The organism is Bacteroidales bacterium (assembly GCA_031275285.1).
Classification (GTDB): Bacteria; Bacteroidota; Bacteroidia; order Bacteroidales; family UBA4181; genus JAIRLS01.
In genome coordinates, this window is sequence record JAISOY010000222.1 from 35849 (window position 1) to 56077 (window position 20229).

Consider the following 20229-nt stretch of genomic DNA (forward strand, 5'->3'; position numbering starts at 1 on the left):
ATTATCAATTATTTAAAAATATTCCCCGGGTATCAATTCCCCTGAAATCACCAACTGTGCATTCATAGCTAAGGCAGCCATCTCATCCTCTCCCGGATAAATGGTTATAGGTGCAATGAAGGAAACATAAGCCGTGATCTGGTCCGTAATCCAATGATTAAAAGCGATACCACCTGTAAGAATGATCTGGTCGGTTTTACCTTTCAGTACCACACTCATGGCGCCTATATCTTTAGCCACCTGATAGCAAAAAGCATCCAGGATGAGCCGGGTATATTCGTCCCCTGATTGGGCTTTATCCACCAAATCCTGTACATTATTGCTCTGGCAGTAGGCGACCATCCCTCCCTTTCCGTTCAACATTCCCGAGACTTCCCGGTGGGTATATTGTCCGCTAAAGCACAGATCGACCAGTTGTTTGGTAGGAAGAGTCCCGCTCCGTTCCGGAGAAAACGGCCCCTCCCCGTCTAACGCCTGATTGACATCGATCACAGAACCCTGATAGTGCGCAGCAACAGAAACACCTCCTCCCAGATGTGCTATAATCAGGTTCATTTCCTGATAAGAACGGTGTACGGATTGTGCATAAATACGCGCTATCGATTTCTGGTTCAATGCATGAAAGACCGATCTGCGTTCAAACAAAGGATGCCCGGCAATGCGGGCACAGGGCTGTAACTCATCTACTACAACAGGATCGGCAATATAGGCATCTACTTTTTGAGGGCATTCTTTAGCAATTTCATCGGCAATAAGTCCTCCGAGGTTGCTGGCATGTTGTCCCTGAAAACCGGGCACCATATCCTTTTTCATCGCATCGTTTATCCGGTATATACCTGACTTCACCGGCTTGATAAGCCCTCCCCGTCCTATAATAACCTGTAACTGGGATAAATTTATACCGGATTTTTCCAGTTCTTCCATGATAATCTTTTTTCGAAAAGGCAATTGATCCGCAATGGTCGGATATCGACCGATTTCTTCTGCCGAATGCCGGATCGTCTCCTGAAAAACAACCTCGTCTTTATTGTATACAGCTATTTTTGTGGATGTTGAACCTGGATTGATCACTAAAATCATAGTCTCTTTATTATCAAATGTTACTCAACGATTACTTTCTTCCTGGGTAATTCAAGTATCTCCATATCTTTCATATTGTCTTTATCAATGGTCAACCTGATAGCCGTCTTTACCTGATGTATACCAGAGTTTCCTATGGCTCCCGGATTAATGTGCAAAAAATGCAGTGACCGGTCATACATCACCTTCAGGATATGGGAATGCCCGGTGATAAACAATTGTGGCGGATGCGCTTTTAAAACAGGATAAATTTTCCTGTCATAGCGTCCTGGATACCCGCCTATATGTACCATCAATATTTTCACCTCCTCACAACGCATCTTTTGCATTTCTGGATAAACAGCACGTACATCCTGTCCGTCTATATTACCGTGTACAGCTATCAACGGTTTAAAAGCGGCCAATGCATCAGCAGTTTCCATATTACCGATATCTCCGGCATGGAACAACATATCACAGGAAGAGAAAAAATCAAATAATCTGGGTTCAATAAAACCATGGGTATCTGAAAGGATGCCTATCTTAACCATTGAAAGTAGAATTTTTTATTATAAAAGCTGTCATTTCATTCTAGAATAAGCACTCAATGTTATTTATTACTTTCTTAAATCACATTGATTAATGTCAATTACACTTCTAGTATATGACATTAATTTGGGGGTATTACTTAATAGCAAATAATGGTACAAATATAGTGAAAGGTGAGAGTAATTGTAGAAAGCTTGCTTTCGAAAAATTGCCGAACCGCATCCTATATTGTATAAATATAGTGAAAACCAAGAGGGATCACAAGCTTGCTTGTAGATGTCCGAGGTGCATCCTATATTCTACGATATATACCCAATCATACAATAAACCGTTCATTAGAATGGACACATACCAGATACAAGAAAATGCAACATTTTTGTACTGTGCATAGCTTCTTATGTAAGAAATCACAGGTAAAGTAAACGCCTGTCGAAATTTGACAGGCGTTTACTTATCTGTATACGATCATTACTTATTCAGCGGATGCCGGTTCGGTCATTTCATATTTGAAAAAACCCAGGTCATCCAATGAAGTAGTCTCGATATAATGTTTTTTCGACTTGTTATCGGCCTGACCTTGTTTGATGAATATCTCGGCTGATTTGGAATAATGCTCATCACGGTTGCTGTCCAGGATCAACAGATATCCCATCACAATGTTCCCGGCCATTTCTACCAGGCGGCGGGCATGGAAATCAAGGAATTCATTATTTTTCGGCTCAGCAACTATCGCTACACAAGCTTCGTATTCTGCAGTCATTTCCTGCAATATGCGACGCAATCCTTCCAGCTCGGGCCTGATCTCGGTCGTTTCATACACCTCACGGATATGTTTCAGGTAAGCGCCGGTGGTCACACCACGGATGGCAGCCACTACCTGTAACTGGGTAGTACCTTCATAGATGGAAGTGATACGTGCATCGCGATAGATACGTTCTACCGGGTAATCTTTCATGAAGCCCGATCCGCCGTGTATCTGTATGGCATCGTATGCCAGCTGGTTACAGTATTCGCTGGACATTCCTTTTAACAACGGAGTGAAGAAATCGGCCAGCTTCTGGTACGACTTCATTTCTGTACGTTCTTCAGGTGTCAGGGTACGCTCGCTGGAAATATGTTCCAGTGTTTTGTAAATATCTACGAAACGGCAGGTTTCATATAACAGGGAACGGGATGCATCCAGTTTGGCTTTCATATTGGCCAGCATCTCGTAAACAGCCGGGAAACGGATGATCTCCTTTCCGAACTGGCGGCGTTCTTTGGCATAAGCCAAAGCCTCACGGTAAGCAGCTTCGGAAACTCCGACAGATTGTGCTCCGATACCCAGACGGGCGCCGTTCATCAATGCCATGACATATTTGATCAGACCTAACTTACGGGAACCTACCAGTTCTGCCGGAGCATCCTTGAATACCAGCTCACAGGTAGGCGAACCGATAATTCCTAATTTATGCTCGATACGGCGTACTTTCACAGCGTTGTGGGTACGGTCGTAGATGAACATGGAAAGTCCGCGTCCGTCGCTGGTCCCTTCTTCCGAACGGGCCAGTACCAGTGAGATATCTCCGTCACCGTTGGTGATGAAGCGCTTTACTCCATTCAACACCCATGATCCGTCAGGTTTCTGCGTGGCTTTCAGTTGAACAGCCTGCAGGTCGGAACCTGCATCAGGTTCGGTAAGATCCATGGCACAGGTTTCACCGTTACATACGCGGGGCAGGAAACGTTCCTTCTGCGACTCGTCGGCAAATTCATTGATGGTCTCAGCACAGTCCTGCAAACCCCAGATATTGACAAACCCGGCATCGGCACGGGATACAATATCAGCTGCCATCGTATATGGCACTACTGATAGGTTCAAACCACCATACCGGCGTGGTAAAGTAATCCCCATCAGGTTGGCTTTACGCAATGCATCAAGGTTTTCCTGGGTACCACGGGCATATACTACATGGTTATCCACCACCTGAGGACCCTCAATGTCCACCGACTCTGCATTGGGAGCAACAATGTCACCGCATATTTCGCCAATCACTTCCAATACTTTGTCATAACTGTCTATCGCATCTTCATAATCAAAAGGTGCATAATCGAACTGGTCCTTTTCGTTATAATTGTTCTCACGCAATTCGATCACTCTTTTCATGAGCGGATGCGTGAGATGGAATTTCAGATCTCTGTTATCTGTATAAAAATTAGCCATAATTCTCTTATTTCTTGTTTTGTTTGTAATACTTGATCATCTTGGGAACAACATCATTGACATCTCCCGTAATCACATAATCGGCAATGGCATTGATGGGCGCACCGGGATCATTGTTGATGGAAATGATCATGGCGCTTTCCTGCATCCCTGCAGTATGCTGAATTTGCCCCGAAATACCACAGGCGATGTACAGTTTGGGACGTACGGTGACTCCCGTTTGTCCTACCTGACGTTCATGATCGGCAAAACCGGCATCCACAGCGGCACGTGAAGCCCCTACTTCCGCACCGATTACCTCAGCCAGTTCAAACAACAATTTAAATCCTTCACGGGATCCCATTCCATAACCCCCGGAAACAAGGATAGGCGCACCTTTGATGTTCACCTTCGATTTTTCCATCTGGCGTTCGATCACTTTTACCACAAGGTCGGCATCGGTAACGTATTTTTTTACGTCCATCCTGACAACTTCACCTTTGTAGTCCTGATCAAGTATTTCTTTTTTCATCACCCCTTCACGGACGGTAGCCATCTGCGGACGGCAATCCGGGTTGATAATGGTAGCGATGATATTTCCTCCGAAAGCGGGGCGGATCTGATACAAAAGGTCCTTATATATTTTGCCTGCTTTTTTGTCTTCGTGTTCACCGATCTCGAGTGAAGTACAGTCGGCTGTCAGCCCGCTGTGTAAGGCACTGGATACGCGCGGACCCAGGTCACGGCCGATACCGGTAGCACCCATCAGGGCGATCTGCGGTTTCTCTTCTTCGAAAAGCTTTACTACGATGGAAGTATGTACCTGGGTAGTATAGGGTTCCAGTTCGGGAGCATCTGCTACAAAAAGCCTGTCTACACCATAGGGGATGATCTGTTTCTCAACATCTTTCAATCCGCTTCCGATGACGATGGCTTCCAGTTTACATTTCAGTTGGTCGGCCAGTTTACGGCCTTTGGTACAAAGTTCGAGACTCACTTCGGCTACAACGCCGTTCTCCACTTCGCAATATACAAATATACTGTTCATTTTTTCCTGATAACTTTTTGCAATTTATTAACCCAAAGTATGGTTGGCGATCAATTCCACCATCAATGCCTGTATATCGAAATCGGAGTCAGTCAGTTTTTTCGAATCTTTTGCCTGAAACACAATATTTTCGATTTTTTTCACTTTTGTAGGAGAACCTGATAAACCGAGTTCCTCGATCTTGGTCTCGATATCTTTTACCCCCATTTCAGAGATATTCAGATAAGGACGGTTGTTGTACAATTCCATATAATCTTCGGCAGCTTCCTGAACTTCGCTGACGGTTTTGGCATGCTTGTACTTCATCATCAGTTTAACGTTGCGCGGACGGCATTCCGGAGCAGAACCGTTTACGGTCACTACCAGCGGCATCGTTCCTTCCACTACTTCCACACCTCTGTCCAGACGGCGTTTGATACGTATTTTATTTTTCTCGATCTTCTTCACTTCTTCAGCATAAGTGATCTGTGGAATACCGAGTTTTTCGGCAACCTGAGGGCCTACCTGTGCAGTATCACCGTCAATAGCCTGACGTCCGCAAATGATCAGGTCGAATTTACCGATCGCACGGATGGCGCATGAAAGAGCATAAGAGGTGGCCAGTGTGTCCGAACCGGCAAATGCACGGTCGGTAAGCAGATAACCATTATCGGCGCCACGATACAATCCTTCACGAATAATATCGGCAGCACGGACAGGTCCCATCGTCAACAAAGTAACTGTAGTCCCCGGATGATAATCTTTTATCCGCAAAGCCAATTCAAGAGCGTTCAGGTCTTCGGGATTGAAAATGGCCGGAAGAGCAGCACGATTCACAGTCCCGTCGGCTTTCATCGCATCCTTCCCCACATTACGCGTATCAGGCACCTGCTTCGCTAAAACAATGATTTTTAATCCATTCATTTTTATCAGTTTGGTTGTCGTTAAAATTTTAAGACGGCAAACCTACGAGATTTTTCGTAAAAAAACAACGATGAACGACGGAAAAAGACGAATTACCGTTCGCTTATCCGAACAGGGTGGGTATAAATAGTACAGCATTGCACTGTTCCGCTCGTAGGATTAAGAACTAATTATTCGTAAAATGACGAATAAACCCCATTCTCAGACACACAGGATACAAACTAACATGTAATAAATTGTATAAATCCAAACCTATGAAATATGACAAGATCTCGGTTGGCTGTAGTTCAAGCGGCATTATAAATGCCGCTCAACGGGGGTTTTATTATCATATATTAATTTGCAAAGCTGGTAATACCTTAAGCGTCATTTGTAATTCTGCTCAACAAGAGAAAAATTGCTGTTCGCGCTTATTTCGAACATGTGAAGAACTCCAACACTGCCGGAAAATTCCTGCAAGTATATACACCCTTGTATAACAACAAACTCGCCAGTGGTTACTGGTATCTTTTTCCAGTTTCGCTATCGTTCACACTTCTAATTATTCCTCTAACTGAAAATCAATCAATACGCGTTCCCGGAACAACCAACTTCTCCCATTATCATGCTCATAATGAAGAAGTTTAACTTTTCCAATGTTTTCTGATAAAAAATCAATCATTGTGTGATTTGGGTCTCCATTTCTTTGTTCTCCTCCTGGGTGGTAAGAAAAACCAATACAATGATAATTTCCTTTAGGAGTGGATATTATAGTATCTGAAGTAATACATGTTATTACCCATTCTTCAATTTTATATTTTGAGAAATCATCATTTGTATAAACAGCTGACTTATAAGTCCAATTATCTCCTTTTTTAACATCCTTTTTATATAAAATCGTACTGTGAACAAATTTATCATTGTTAAATAAATATTCAACAAGATTTCCATTTTCATCGTTTTCAAATAGAGAAATTGGTTGCCCGCTTTTATATTCGCTAAAAGAAAATCCTGTTATTCCATCGATTACGTATGAGTTTTGGATGTTCTCATTTGTGGTTATTGTTTTCGGAACTCCTCCATTATAACTGGTGTTCTCATAAGACCAACTATTTCCAATGCTTAGCGGTAATAATGATTTTTGTCGTTTTCTTTCCTCCCATTTTGCGTAGAGTATAATGTCGGCAGTTACTACATCGATATCGAAATTCCATTCATTTACCAAGTCCGCGTCCTTATACCATGTCAAAAAATCGTATCCACTACGTGTTGGGTTTTCGGGCCTGATTACCATTTCATTCTCCTTCACGATTTGTGTTGAAACTTCACTACCCTCATTACTGTTGAAAGAAACGGTAAATTCCTTCGGTTTATCATCATTCTCTTCACATGACGTCAGTAGTGTTACGCCAAAAATCATAGCTGCAACTACAAAATAACTGAAACCTCTCATTTTTTAAAATTTTTGAACATTAAGAATTAATTTTCGTTGATTCATACTCTATTCTCTATTTTTCAAGATTTTGTCAACCGGGTTAACATGTAATAAAACGAATAAATCCAAACCTATGAAATGTGACAAGATCTCGGTTGGCTGTAGTTCAAGCGGCATTACAAATGTCGCTCGCTCAACGGGTTCAACATTTATTTTATCTGTTTTCCAAAATCTGTATTATAGGGCTACATAACAAATATACCACCATGATCGAACTAAGAGCAACTCCTATGATCTTATAGATTTTATTCTTAATGGCCAATGCGGGTAAAATATAACTTACGTTTCGTAAAATCTGTAAACACAAAAGGACAACTGTTACTGTTTTCATATTATACCAATTATCGACGGAACTTTGTATTAACGCGATACTGACATTGGTAACGAATGTTATGATAATAAAAACAATTAACAGAATACTTGAAACATCGTTGTTGGATCTTTCTTTTTGCATGATCTTTTATTTTTAAACATTTGTCTCTCAATACACTTATATACTATTACCTTACCAATACTAACCCATTCAGTTTTGTCCTTCTTAGCCTTACTAACAGAATCAACAAAGTTAAACCGCTTATTAAGTGGCGGTTCATGCATTTCATTTTTTAGTGATAATTTTCAATTCGTTCAAAATTTCTTTTGTTAATTTAATCCGCACTTGTCCAAATGTTTCCACATCGGTGTTTTCATTTGAAGTGACATTCGTGGCGAAAAAATAAACATGATCATTTGTTTCCACATAACCCACGAACCATGTTATGTCTTCTTTTTGGCGAACAGCCCAACCTGTTTTTCCACTGATCGTGTAATTACCATTAACTTCATATTGCATGATTTCTTTGACTTGCATCATAAATTCTTCCCGGACAGGTAATTCCAAATTATATAACTTCTTCAAAAAGTAGATCTGTTGATATTGTGTTATTGCAGAATTTCCTTCCAACCAAAATTTATCAATATTTTCAGCCGTTATTTCCAGGTTTCCGTAATTGAAAAGTTGGGTATAGTATTTCATTTTTTCAACGCCAACACGCCGTGCAATTTCCTGATAAACGGGAACAGAAGATATTTTGAATGCTTCTTTGAGTGTTAGATCCCTCTCCCAATCTGAAAATTTTCTTTTTTCTCCATTCCATTTAAAGACAGTTTCTGCTGATGCAATTCCACTTTCGAGCGCAATCAATGTATTCGGGATTTTAAAAGTCGAAGCCGGGCCAAAAGCAATATTGCATCTTTCCAAATTATACCCCATGTAAACATTTTCATTCTGATCGTAAATAAGAATCGAACCGCTGACTTTGAATTTATCAAATACGTTTTTCAATTCGGGTATTTCTTTCGGCTGATTGGCAAAACCACTCAAAGTAATGCTCATTGCTACAATCATTAATCTTACTTTTCTATTCATTTTCTTTATTCTAATAAATTGCACATTCTGCGTTCGCATGACCACTAACGATTTGACAGCTTGCCGTAGTGCAGCTGAGTTCAACGAAGTCAAACCGCTTGTCAGGCAGCCGTACGTTTTATCTGTCAACCATTTCATTTAAACGATTGGTTAAGTGTATTCAGTGATTGATTAACGTCAAACCACATTTCCTCTATACCGTCTTTATTGGGTTGTAAATACAGAACATCATAACCACCATTCACTAACTCCTGACTTTGTATTGATAAATTATTCAAAAATAAATAATCATACTCACTCGAAACAGCGATAACGTGTATGGCGGTTTCCTTTGATAAGCCGTCACCTGTCGAAATCAGTGCATCTGCGATATTCCATATTTTCCTCATATTCTTCTTAGCACTAACAGGGTTCTTTAAAGCATTGTACGCAATGCTTTGATAATAAAGATACCTAAAATTAAACGGCTCTGCACCCAATGACGTATTGAGCAATGACACTAATTTTTTCCATTCTTTTTGTGTTGGCTCTTCTTTACCCAATATGTCATTTACTTGTTTTGAATCGTATACGGATAAATAAGGTGCATAATCTTTATGAAACACATAACCATAATATAAATGTCTTTTTTCATCCAAAGTCATAGTACTGTCACCCTGTTGAAATCTATTCCAGAGTTTGGAATAGTGAAAGTTGGACTGTTTGTTTTCTATGTTCAATTTTATCTGTTCATAATCAGGCTTTACAAAATTATCTTCCCACGACATTTCATTGTCAATAAAAATTTGTTGAGCCAATGTGTCGCCTAATTGCGCTGCTTTTTTGGTGTATAGCATTTCATAAACATGATTACCTTTCACATTGTACAGGAAACCCAAAAAATAGTTTTCCTTTGGTGAATCCGGCTTTAAACTTATACCCTTTTTAAATATTTCTATTGCTTTGTCGTAATCCTGTATCTCCGCATAAACACTTCCGAGCATAAAATAGGTATCAACCTCCGTATCATTTATACTTATGGCTTTGTTATAAAATTCTATTGCTTTATCAAAATCCTGAATATTAGAAAATGCAAAACCCAAATTGTGATAGGCATCAAAATATGTACTGTCCGTTTCTATCGCTTTTTGATAATACTCAATAGCTTTAATGTAATTAGCACTGTCAGACTCAATATTGCCGAGTTTTTTCCATTCTTCCGCTGTCTGTGAGAATAGACTGATACTTACAGTAAATAATACTACTGTTAATAAAAATGTTTTATCCCTCTTCATAATCATTTTATTTACAATTACAAAATTTTAAAATTTTCTACAGGATATACCGTCCAGATCCTCTTCGCTAAACTTTTTAACTACGCTCTTGCGGCATTGCCAGCAACACTCCAGATTTGGCATTCTCCTTACAACCGAGGCGAACATTCAACATTGATAAGATCTTCATGGGTTTTGTTTTTTAATAAACAGATTTGTTGTTACCACTATATCATTTCTTATTCTAACCTAAAATTCAATGGGAAGGTATATCGCACCCTTATCGGCTTACCATCCTGAATCCCGGGTGACCATTTAGGTGATGATTGGATAACCCGTAATGCTTCGGCATCAAGTAACGGGTGTACACCATGAGTTACTTCCGCTTCTGTGACAGAACCATCTACGTCAATGATAAAGTCTACGATCACACGTCCTATCACCCCTTTTCTTTGGAGTTTTTTAGGGTAAGTAACGTTTGAGGATATATATTTATGAAATTCTATATCCATATCAGTTGTGTCACCGTTAAACATTGGTTTCTCATCAATCATTGCATATTCGATCTCTTCATGGTTAAAGATTTCAGGATCACCTTCTATCCTGAAAGTATGGATCATTTTTTGGAAATCTTTTTCAACACTTTTATAATCTTTCTCTAATGCTACACATATTATACTGTACATTATGTTGTTCTCGACAATCATATAAACGAGATTATAAAATGTTTGCCGCTTTGCTTTTGCTTTATTTGTAAATGCAATCCATTTAGCATCCATCCCGTTAATTTTTGATTCTCCGGTTTGCTTCATTGCATATTTTTTGAATGCTACCGGATAAACATTAATTGTATGAAAGTCCCATAATTCATCAAGTGTCAGATTATTTGCAGGATATGTTTCTATGCTAATATTTTCTTGATATCTGTCTTTGAAGCCGGTTAATTTTTGAGCGAAAACAATATTATTTCTTTTGGAATAATTCCCCCATCCTTCTATAGGAATGATTGAAAAAGTTATTCCGGAATTATAAACCCTTTTTTGGCCCATTGATAATTGGGCAAGTAATAGCAGAATAAAAGCAAATACAAATCGTTTCATCATAAAATTAAACATTTTGCCCATCCCCTGAGAAGCAGACATGCTTTTGTGTGGTAAATATAATCAATCCGAATGAAATAAAAACAACAATATAAGAAAGTTCCATTTATATCTGTGACAAGTAACATGTCACTTGTCACAGATAGGTACCACAACAAAACTTATGCTGTTGTAATTTCACAAATAAATGCGAATAAATTTTATTACCGGACATGCAAAGGATACAATTTAGAATAATCCAGGAAAATAGACAAATCTATGGAAATTGGCAAGATCATAGTATATATTAAAAACTCAAAAACTGACGTCTATATCAGACTTTTATTGCTATAGATTAAATTATAAAGTTGACTGTGGTTGTAGTCCAAGCGGGGGATTATTTTTCTAAGTTAATGATTTTTCAGAAGATTGAACAAATATTTAATACTTTTATTTTATTGATATTTAATATCTAAATATAATAATAGGCAAACTGTTTCAACTACTGATTCGCAAATAATATTTATGCTAACACAAAAAAATGCAGGAATGTTTATTGTATAAAAATAAACATTCCTGTCTGTTGATTAAAATTATAAATCTAAAATATCATTATTTCAAATACTTATTCAACATCGCAGCAGTGAACATTGCCAGACTTTTTACAGGAGATATCTCTGCAAATCCATTCAATAATCCCCAGTCATGTATAACACTGTTGAAACGGATGGTAGTTACAAATACCCCGGCTTCGTCAAGATGACGGCCCAAAGTTTCACCTCCATCTCTTAATATATCATTTTCAGCTACTTCTATTAATGTTGGAGGAAGTCCTTGCAGTTGTTCTTTAGTGGCGCGCATGGGTGATATGTGGTAATTATCCCAGTCTGATTCGCTATTCAAATAGTTATCACGCATCCATTCCATTAAAGTTGTAGTAAGAAAACGTTCTTTGCCATATTTTTTATAGGATTTGAAATCGGTACTTGCATCCGAGTAAGGCCACATAAGTACCTGACATTTAATTTCGGGAGTTCCTTTTTCTTTTGCTAACAGGGATGTTCCTATAGTCATATTGCCACCCGCACTATTACCGATTACGGCCAGGCGTGTACCATCGACATTTATCTGGTCTCCGTTTGCAGCTACCCATTTTGTTGCTGCATAGCATTCGTTTAGCGCAACTGGAAATTTTACTTCCGGCGAGCGTGTGTATTCTACAAAAACACAGGCCAGCTGCGATTCTACTACTATATCCCTAACCAAACGTTTATGCGTTGGATAGTCGCCCAATACCCATCCACCTCCATGTATGAACATAAATACAGGAAGTTTTCCCTGCACTCCATTAGGACGGACTATTACCAGCTTTACAGAAAGTCCATCTTGTTCTATTGTTTTGTATGATTCTTCTATACCTGATAAATCTACATTTACAGATGATTGTGCTCCTTCCAAAACTTTGCGCGCTTCAGTCGGAGGAAGTGATTCTACGGGTGTATCACCTGCATTTAATACTTTCAGATATTTCTTTGTTCCCACACTTAAATGTTCGTCTTCCAAATAATTGGGAGCTGCTTTTAAACCATCAAGAATACTCATAATCTTTTTACTTAAATGTTAATACTTTATTTATTAGTAATACTACTAAACGTCAAATTCTGTGCCATGTGAAATGTTAACAATCATTTTTATAGTTTTAAAATTACTTTCAAATGAGTTATTTAGGTTATGAAAAATGAGCGCTAAAATATCAACATATTAATCACTTTTCACATTTAATCACTTTTGAATGCGGAAAAATGTCCAAATCTATAAAACCTGATAAGATTCCGGTATATATCTAAAAATACAAAAACCTGATGTTTATATCAGGCTTTTATTGTTTTGTATCAAATTGTAAAGTTAACTATATTTCAAGCGGCATTACAAATGCCGCTCAACAAAGAGTTGTAGTTCAAGCGGTATTACAGATGTTGCTCAACAGGGGGATACAATTTAGAATAATCCGGGAAAATAGACAAATCTATGGAAATTGGCAAGATCATAGTATATATTAAAAACTCAAAAAACTGACGTCTATATCAGACTTTTATTGCTATAGATTAAATTATAAAGTTGACTGTAGTTGTAGTCCAAGTGGCATTACAAATTCGAATTAACCGATCATAAGCTTCATTATGTCAATCACATGTAAAATTAACTTCAGAAACTTAAACATTATAAGCAAATAATGGTTAAATTACTGTAAATAATGATAATAAAATCATAGGAATATTGCCGCTCAAGAGGAGAATGATAATATTCGAACGGAGATAAGTTTCTAAGTTCCCTCATAACTTTTTGCAAGTCTACCCCCCCCAATCTATGGTAAATAACTTATTATAAATAGCTTAGTATTCTATTATATATCCATCAGCTTGTTTATTTACATTTTCTAAATTTAGTTCCTCAAAATGAGGCTCATTTTCTATTTCATAAACTCGATATAATTTATATTTACTCTTGTTTGTAAGATAAGTGTTATATTCATTACTAGACAAGAAAAATTGTTTTGATTTTGGGTCTTTTTTTTGTCTAGTTGTTGTCTTTACTTCAATATATATTTCATTTTCATTGTTGTCATACGAGAGAATATCGTATCCATAATGGATAGATTCTAAAGCAACGTGTTTGGCTTCTTTTTTGCTGCCATTTTTTCGTAATTTTTCACATTCTTTTTTCCAAACAAATAATTCTCCATCAGAACCAATTTTAGCTTTCCTTTCCGCTCTCTTGGCCCATTGTTCCGACGTCAATGGTGGTACAGTCTTTTGATTGCTTTTAGTTGACTCAATAGCAGTCATTAAAAAAATAACTTGTGAAACATAAAAGTCCAAAGTCAATAGCTCAATATAACCTGATTCATTAGGAAAAACTTTTATAGTTATGTTCGAGTTCTTAGGATCATAATTTATTTTGTCTATCCATAAATCAGGCAGTGTGTTTTCTCCGTTAATATATGCGGAAAAACCTAAATCAAATAAATCATTATATCTAGTTTTTATGCTCGGATTATTTTTAATTGCGTCAGATAATAATGTTCCTAACCTATTAAGAGTACTTTCTAACTCATCTCTTTCTTTTATATGTAAACTATGAGCCGAAGCACTCCCAAAATAAAATCCAATATTTAGACAAGATACTTGTTTATCAATGACAAAGCTAATTTGAGCAGAATATTGTTTGTTTTTAGTTCCTTTAAAGAATGTAGACCAAACATAATTCAGAGTATTCCCTCTTGACATAGGATTTGCTTCTGGCGACACATTTGTTTGAAAAGGTCCATATAATTTATATTTGTCAGAAAAATAATTTGCTATTTTCTTTAATTTTTCTTTTATATTTTTGAATTGGTGTCGTTCTTCTTCACTTGAATTTGAAGAAAGAGATAAACTTGTATAATTTCTGGAACTTAATTCATTGATCAACTTTAAATCATTTTTAGTTAATGCTTCAATTTGCATATTGTCTTATTTTTAATTATTCATAACGCTCAGTAACTCCGTAGTTCGGGGAAACATAAATGTTTGGTTGAGCGAAAGGAACTGCCAAGTTTTTCTAAACTATTGGCAAGTAAACACCCCCACATTATTCCAAACCGCTTGTTGGTGGCTTTTCTATTTTCCCCACATCTTTTTGTAATGTGCTTCATAACCCGTAATTTTAAATAATTCAGCAAAAGCATCTTTGAAGTCGGTATAATCGAATTCTTTGAAATCAAAAATATTTTGCCCCAATGAATGAGATTCTCGATTTATGTATCTATAAAATGCTTGAAATCTATAGTTGTTAAGCGGTTTTTGTAAGAAAAAGTTATTTAAGTCTTTCTTTTCAACAAAATTAAAAAAGTATTCAATAACATTTCTCATACAATTTGCAATTAATGCTGGAGGTTGCTTTTCGTCTTTTACAATGAACCAATAGGCTTGATAATCGTTTTGCATTTCTTCATAATTCATTGTACAAAATGAGCTTCCTGATTCATTTTTGGTCAGTCGAAAAAGATTTTGTGTTTCTTTTCTTTCTTCGTGTTTTGTCTCTGTTATCTCATAAAAAAAATACAAACTATGAGTTAATATAAATACTTGTTCATAGTTATATTTCCATTCAACAATCTTCTCTCCCGTTTCTTTATTTTTTTTGGTTTCTTTTTTTCCAAAAAATTCATTCTTAATTAATCTGCCAATATTAAAAACATAGATATGTGATAAGCTTGAAATTGGGTCGTCAATAACAATTATTTTCTTTTTTCCCGCTTCAGTTGCATTTTTCTTACCTCTACACAATTCAATGAAATAAAGAAAGCTAATAATCATTTTTTCTCCTTCACTCAACGAATGGAATATTTTTTCTTTATTTTCTCCTCGTACTATTTTATATAAGTTTTCGGAGTGTTTCATTATTTTAAAATCATCAATTCCCAAATCGACTAAACCACTGTTTATGTTTGCAATAGCTTCTTCAATGTTTACTGTATGTTTTTGTTGTTCTGAGATAATTGTGATTTGTTCATTTATTTTCGTCCCATAATCTCTAATTACTATTTCCAAAGCATTGGTTTTATTTTTTGAAGTTAGTTTTTCTGCTTTAAAAGAGCTTATTGCTTGGTCGTAATCCCAACGCATATTTTGCCAAAACTCAGTTTTTATTTTTGATTTTACAGATTCTTTTTGGTCAATATTTCTATTATGTTCGGCAATAAGTGTATTTATTTTTTGAATAACATCATTTAATTCCTGAAGTGCTACTGTGGAATTTTTAAGCGTTACTGATAAACTCGGTGTTTTAATTTTACTATCAATTAAATTTCTATTATCTTCAACAACTTTGATAAATGCTGTGTATTTTATTTCAAAATCTTTTTTATATCCTTCAAATTTCGGATTTACTTCAAAAATGGATTTGTTAGGAATAAATTGAATTGCTTGTGAGTAATCTAGTAAGAATGATTTTAAGGAACTTATGTCTGCTTCATATGAAGCATCAAAATAACTTTTAATATTCTCTACCAATGTTTTTGAAATTGTTTTTTCCTGACAAAAAGGACAAGTTACATTTTCTTGAATTGACTCTGTTGGTAAATATTCCAACCCCGTTTTAACCCAATCAGAATTATTCAATTTTTTGATTAATTCTGAAATTGTGCTGTTTTCATTACCTACAATTTGTTTGTGAAATAGAGATTCTGTTTCTATGTTGTGTTTTGTGAAAACAATTAAAGATAGTTCAGGATATTTTTGAGCATTTTCACCCAAAATTGATTGTAAATCATTTTTTAAATCAACAATATTTCTCGAAGGTTTTGTTTCAGGTTTTAATAAAACAACAATATGATTAAACAAAGAATCCTTTGAACCTTTGAAGCCTTCTAAACAAAATTCGAGAACTCTATCGCCTCCGCTATAATCTGTCTTGATTTTCCAAAGTATATCCTTTATCGCATTTTGCTTTAAGTTTATACTTGTGATTTCAGATTCAAGTTCTTTACTTTTTATCTCTCGCTCATTTTCAAGCTTTTCAATTTCATTTTGTGCATTTGCAATTTTTGATTCTGCCTCTTTATTTTCTTTTGACAATGTAAAAATTCCTTTTAAACTTTCAGGCTCAAAGAAATTTTCGTGAATGAAAGTTTGATTATATACGAGTATTTCGTGATTTTCATCTAATCCGTCAACAGAACAATTTTTATATCTGCTTTCTGTCGGCTTGTAAAAAAAATTAGATAAGGTACTTTTACCTGTCCCATTTAAACCATAAACAAGATTTACCTTTTTGTCGGTTTCTAAAATTGTTGAGTTTTTATAACTTGCTACCTTGTTCAAATTTATTTTACTTATCATATTTTACCTATTTGTTTGCTTTTGTAGTTCAATAAGTTTTTAATTTATCATACAATGTTTCATTTTTAAAAAAATGAAGCATTGTATTAAAATTGACTCAATATTACTTTCTTGTTTTGATGAAGAACAGGTATCCACGAGCATATAGCAGATGTTTTATATCAGAAAAATCAGCGTGTCTCATATATAGTTGACTAAAAATCGAAATAATAAGTTTAACCCGCTTGTGGCAAATATAATTAAATAATTAAACAAAATAAAAAAAGTAAAGAAAAAATGTTTGAATGATCCGCATAAATACACATTACGAATTAACAGCAAGTAAGCGCAAACAATCTGATTAAAAGAAGTTTTCCCAACAAAACACTTTATGTATTTATCTTATTTTCAAAATCTTTAATTACCTTATTCAATTTATCGCCGAATATCCGTTGGGCATTTTCGTATGATTGATTTTCAAAAAACTCAATGAATTTTTCCCTCCCGAAATAATCGATCAAATCTTTGACAAATAATCCGGACAACGGATACAATATCTCTTCGGCATATTTGGCTTTGTTTTCCCAACAATCTTTTATGGAAATTTGTTGTTGATTGGCCACCACCCATTTTTTTACCTGTGTTAACCGGTCCTGACGGGTTAGATCAAAACATACGGCAGTTCCCTCATTGATAAACCGTGTTTTATGGGAAATATCTGTTGTATAATGGGAGATAACATGGGTCATTTCATGTCCTACTGTTTGTTGGTAATGTGAATGAACGATACAAAATCCCGGTCTTGCAAATCCCAGGTTTGCTTTTAAAATTCTGACCGCATCCTCTCTTGATTCCCACACAAAAAAATCGGTCTTTTTAGGTAAAGTGCTTTTGAAAAAACCATTGATACTCTTGTAGGCATTTTCCCGTAAAGAGGTATATTTCTCAATATCACCATCACTCATATTCTGGAAATAAAAACGAAAATTCTCCGTTTCAACGATTTTCCAGTGATCATAAAACTCATGAAAACCGAAAAGCAGGGTCTTTCCATAAGCGTCATTGGTCGCGTTTTTAGTCGCATTCAAATGGATACATTCGGTGAGCGATTGCTTCGAGTCCTGGTACTTCTGCAGCATAAAATAACAAGTACCCAGGTATCCAAGCGCCCAGGCCTTAAGCCATGAGTTGTTGCTGTCATTTTTTACTACACATGTAAGATAGGGAACCGCTTCCTTAAAATTCCCCTGGTCCGTATAAGTCCTGCCTATCAATAGATTTAAGTTTACATTTAACGGATCTGCCTCAAGGAGCGGGACAGCCTTATCTATTACCTGATCATAATCCTTTGATTGATACAATTTCCAGAGATCATCCACGACAGAACTTTGTCCAAATGCGACCAGGCTGGCCAAAAGAAAAAACGACACGAATATATTTTTCATCATAGTTTGATGGTTATTTTAATAATCATTGAATATCACTCCCCTTACACAGCAAATATAGTCAATTACGAATTATAAATTACGAATTACGATAATCCGTGCTTTTTAAAATTTAATCGGGAACTTCGATCTAAAGTCTACTTTCAGTTGTCCGCCTATTACTTCTTCGATAACGGCAAAGGCAAAACTCTTATCTCTGCTCTTTTTTCATTCGTAATTGATCATTCGTAATTCGCAATTGATCATGATCATTCGTAATTCGCAATTGACTAAAGTTTTGAGATAAGCAAAAGAATTGATACATTCGCCATAACATAAAAGCGATAAAGTTCCGGAAACAATAAAGCTTAGAAAGTATACGATCTCAATAAAAAACAACTAAACGACAATTTTAAATAAGCACTTATGAAAAATTCAATATTATACATGATGATGGTTATCCTACTTGGATGCTCAGCCTCTCAAAAGAACATTGACCTGAGCGGTAGCTGGCGGTTCAGGTTAGATCCGGACAATGTCGGAGAAATCCAGCAATGGTATCATACCATATTCAATGATCCTATCACCCTGCCGGGCTCATTGCAGGAGCAAGGATATGGTTATGATATTGGCATCGATACGAAATGGACAGGGGGCATTGTTGACAGAGCCTGGTATACTGCTCCGGAATATGAAAAATACAGGCAAAAGGGAAATATCAAGGTGCCTTTCTGGTTGAATCCCGATAAGCATTATGTCGGAGTAGCCTGGTACCAGAAAGAGATCGATATTCCTTCGGGTTGGAAAGATAGAACCGTTCAACTCGAACTGGAACGCACACACTGGGAAACGACACTCTATATAGACGGTATGAAGCAGGACAGGCAGGATGCTTTATCAACCCCTCACCGGTATTTCCTGGACGGTCTTAAACCCGGAAAACATGTCATCAGTATACGTGTGGACAACAGGGTTCATCCTGATGTAGGTGTGAATGCCCACAGTGTTTCCGATCATACCCAGAGCAATTGGAACGGCCTTACGGGCAACCTGTCGCTTTCGGCAAAACCCAAAGTATATATTGACGACGTACAGGTATATCCCGATGTGGCCGGCAAAAAGGTAAAAGCCGCCATCCGGCTGAAAGGAAAAACAGACACAGGAAAAGGCAAGGTGCTGGTACAGATAGAAACCGCTAAAGGAGAATCAGTAGGCAAACCTGTCCACCTCGGATTTGAAACTACGGACAACGACACACAACTGGATGTTACCATAGAAGCAGGAGAAGAGATATTATTATGGTCTGAACACTCACCCAACCTATACCGCCTGAAAACGACCGTAACCTCTTCGGGCGAAAAAGACGAAAGATATACCCAATTCGGGTTCCGCGACTTTAAGAAAAACGGGACGCGCTTCCAGGTAAATGGCCAGCCCATCTTTTTGCGTGGGACGCTCGAATGTTGTATCTTCCCATTGACCGGCTATCCTGCGACCGGTAATAAATATTGGGAAAAGATATACCGTACCTGCAAAGAGTTTGGCCTGAACCATGTGCGTTTTCACTCCTGGTGTCCTCCGGAAGCTGCATTTCATGTAGCCGATAGCATGGGGATCTATCTACAGGTTGAATGTGCCGGCTGGACCACAGTAGGCAATGGCGGCTATTTAGATGAATGGTTTTATGCCGAAGGCGACAGGATACTGAAAGAGTACGGCAATCATCCGTCTTTTTGTTTGCTGGCATACGGAAATGAACCGGGAGGAGGCAATCAGGGAAAATATCTTTCAGACCTGGTTGATTATTGGAAAAAGAAAGACGACCGCAGACTCTACACCAGCGCCGCCGGATGGCCGTACATTCCAAACGCCGATTACTGGAACACCCCCGATCCGCGTATTCAGGCATGGGGAGGAGGGTTAAGATCCATCCTGAACGCACAACCTCCCCGTATGGATTTCGATTACAGGGACATAATAAAAAAAGAC

At 37.2% G+C, this 20229-nt stretch carries 14 protein-coding genes; 1 reads left to right on the plus strand and 13 read right to left on the minus strand.

What is annotated here, in order from left to right; translation table 11 throughout:
* Positions 1-12: 12 nt before the first annotated feature.
* From buk to LBQ60_21945, 13 genes are all read right to left on the minus strand, one after another.
* Positions 13-1080: a butyrate kinase gene (buk, locus tag LBQ60_21885; protein ID MDR2040575.1), complete on the minus strand. Its 1068-nt coding sequence runs from the start codon at positions 1078-1080 to the stop codon at positions 13-15.
* Positions 1081-1100: 20 nt separating this feature from the next.
* On the minus strand, positions 1101-1610 hold the full coding sequence (locus LBQ60_21890; protein ID MDR2040576.1) for a metallophosphatase family protein: 510 nt from the start codon (positions 1608-1610) through the stop codon (positions 1101-1103).
* A 470-nt stretch (positions 1611-2080) separates the two neighbouring features.
* Complete coding sequence (locus LBQ60_21895) at positions 2081-3811, minus strand: acyl-CoA dehydrogenase family protein (protein ID MDR2040577.1); 1731 nt, start codon at positions 3809-3811, stop codon at positions 2081-2083.
* A gap of 7 nt (positions 3812-3818) precedes the next feature.
* Entirely contained in the window at positions 3819-4838 is a 1020-nt protein-coding gene (locus LBQ60_21900; protein MDR2040578.1) for an electron transfer flavoprotein subunit alpha/FixB family protein, read from the minus strand.
* 27 nt (positions 4839-4865) lie between these two features.
* A complete protein-coding gene (locus LBQ60_21905; GenBank protein MDR2040579.1) occupies positions 4866-5741 on the minus strand; it encodes an electron transfer flavoprotein subunit beta/FixA family protein in 876 nt (291 codons plus the stop codon).
* Positions 5742-6282: 541 nt separating this feature from the next.
* Positions 6283-7173, minus strand: a complete 891-nt coding sequence (locus LBQ60_21910) for an InlB B-repeat-containing protein (GenBank protein ID MDR2040580.1) — start codon at positions 7171-7173, stop codon at positions 6283-6285.
* 640 nt (positions 7174-7813) lie between these two features.
* A complete protein-coding gene (blaOXA, locus tag LBQ60_21915; GenBank protein MDR2040581.1) occupies positions 7814-8761 on the minus strand; it encodes a class D beta-lactamase in 948 nt (315 codons plus the stop codon).
* On the minus strand, positions 8758-9897 hold the full coding sequence (locus LBQ60_21920) for a DUF4919 domain-containing protein (protein ID MDR2040582.1): 1140 nt from the start codon (positions 9895-9897) through the stop codon (positions 8758-8760). Before LBQ60_21920 ends, blaOXA begins: the two co-directional genes overlap by 4 nt.
* A gap of 218 nt (positions 9898-10115) precedes the next feature.
* A complete protein-coding gene (locus tag LBQ60_21925; protein MDR2040583.1) occupies positions 10116-10991 on the minus strand; it encodes an energy transducer TonB in 876 nt (291 codons plus the stop codon).
* Positions 10992-11567: 576 nt separating this feature from the next.
* Positions 11568-12557 carry an alpha/beta hydrolase gene (locus tag LBQ60_21930; GenBank protein MDR2040584.1) on the minus strand — a complete coding sequence of 330 codons (990 nt, stop codon included), beginning with the start codon at positions 12555-12557 and terminating at the stop codon, positions 11568-11570.
* Positions 12558-13348: 791 nt separating this feature from the next.
* Positions 13349-14461, minus strand: coding sequence for a DUF3883 domain-containing protein (locus LBQ60_21935; protein MDR2040585.1), 1113 nt, complete (start codon positions 14459-14461; stop codon positions 13349-13351).
* 153 nt (positions 14462-14614) lie between these two features.
* A complete protein-coding gene (locus LBQ60_21940; protein MDR2040586.1) occupies positions 14615-16837 on the minus strand; it encodes an AAA family ATPase in 2223 nt (740 codons plus the stop codon).
* 368 nt (positions 16838-17205) lie between these two features.
* Positions 17206-18264, minus strand: coding sequence for a hypothetical protein (locus tag LBQ60_21945; protein MDR2040587.1), 1059 nt, complete (start codon positions 18262-18264; stop codon positions 17206-17208).
* A gap of 402 nt (positions 18265-18666) precedes the next feature.
* Here LBQ60_21945 and LBQ60_21950 point away from each other — a divergent pair.
* Positions 18667-20229: beta-galactosidase (locus LBQ60_21950; protein ID MDR2040588.1), on the plus strand; the 1563-nt coding region annotated here is incomplete at its 3' end.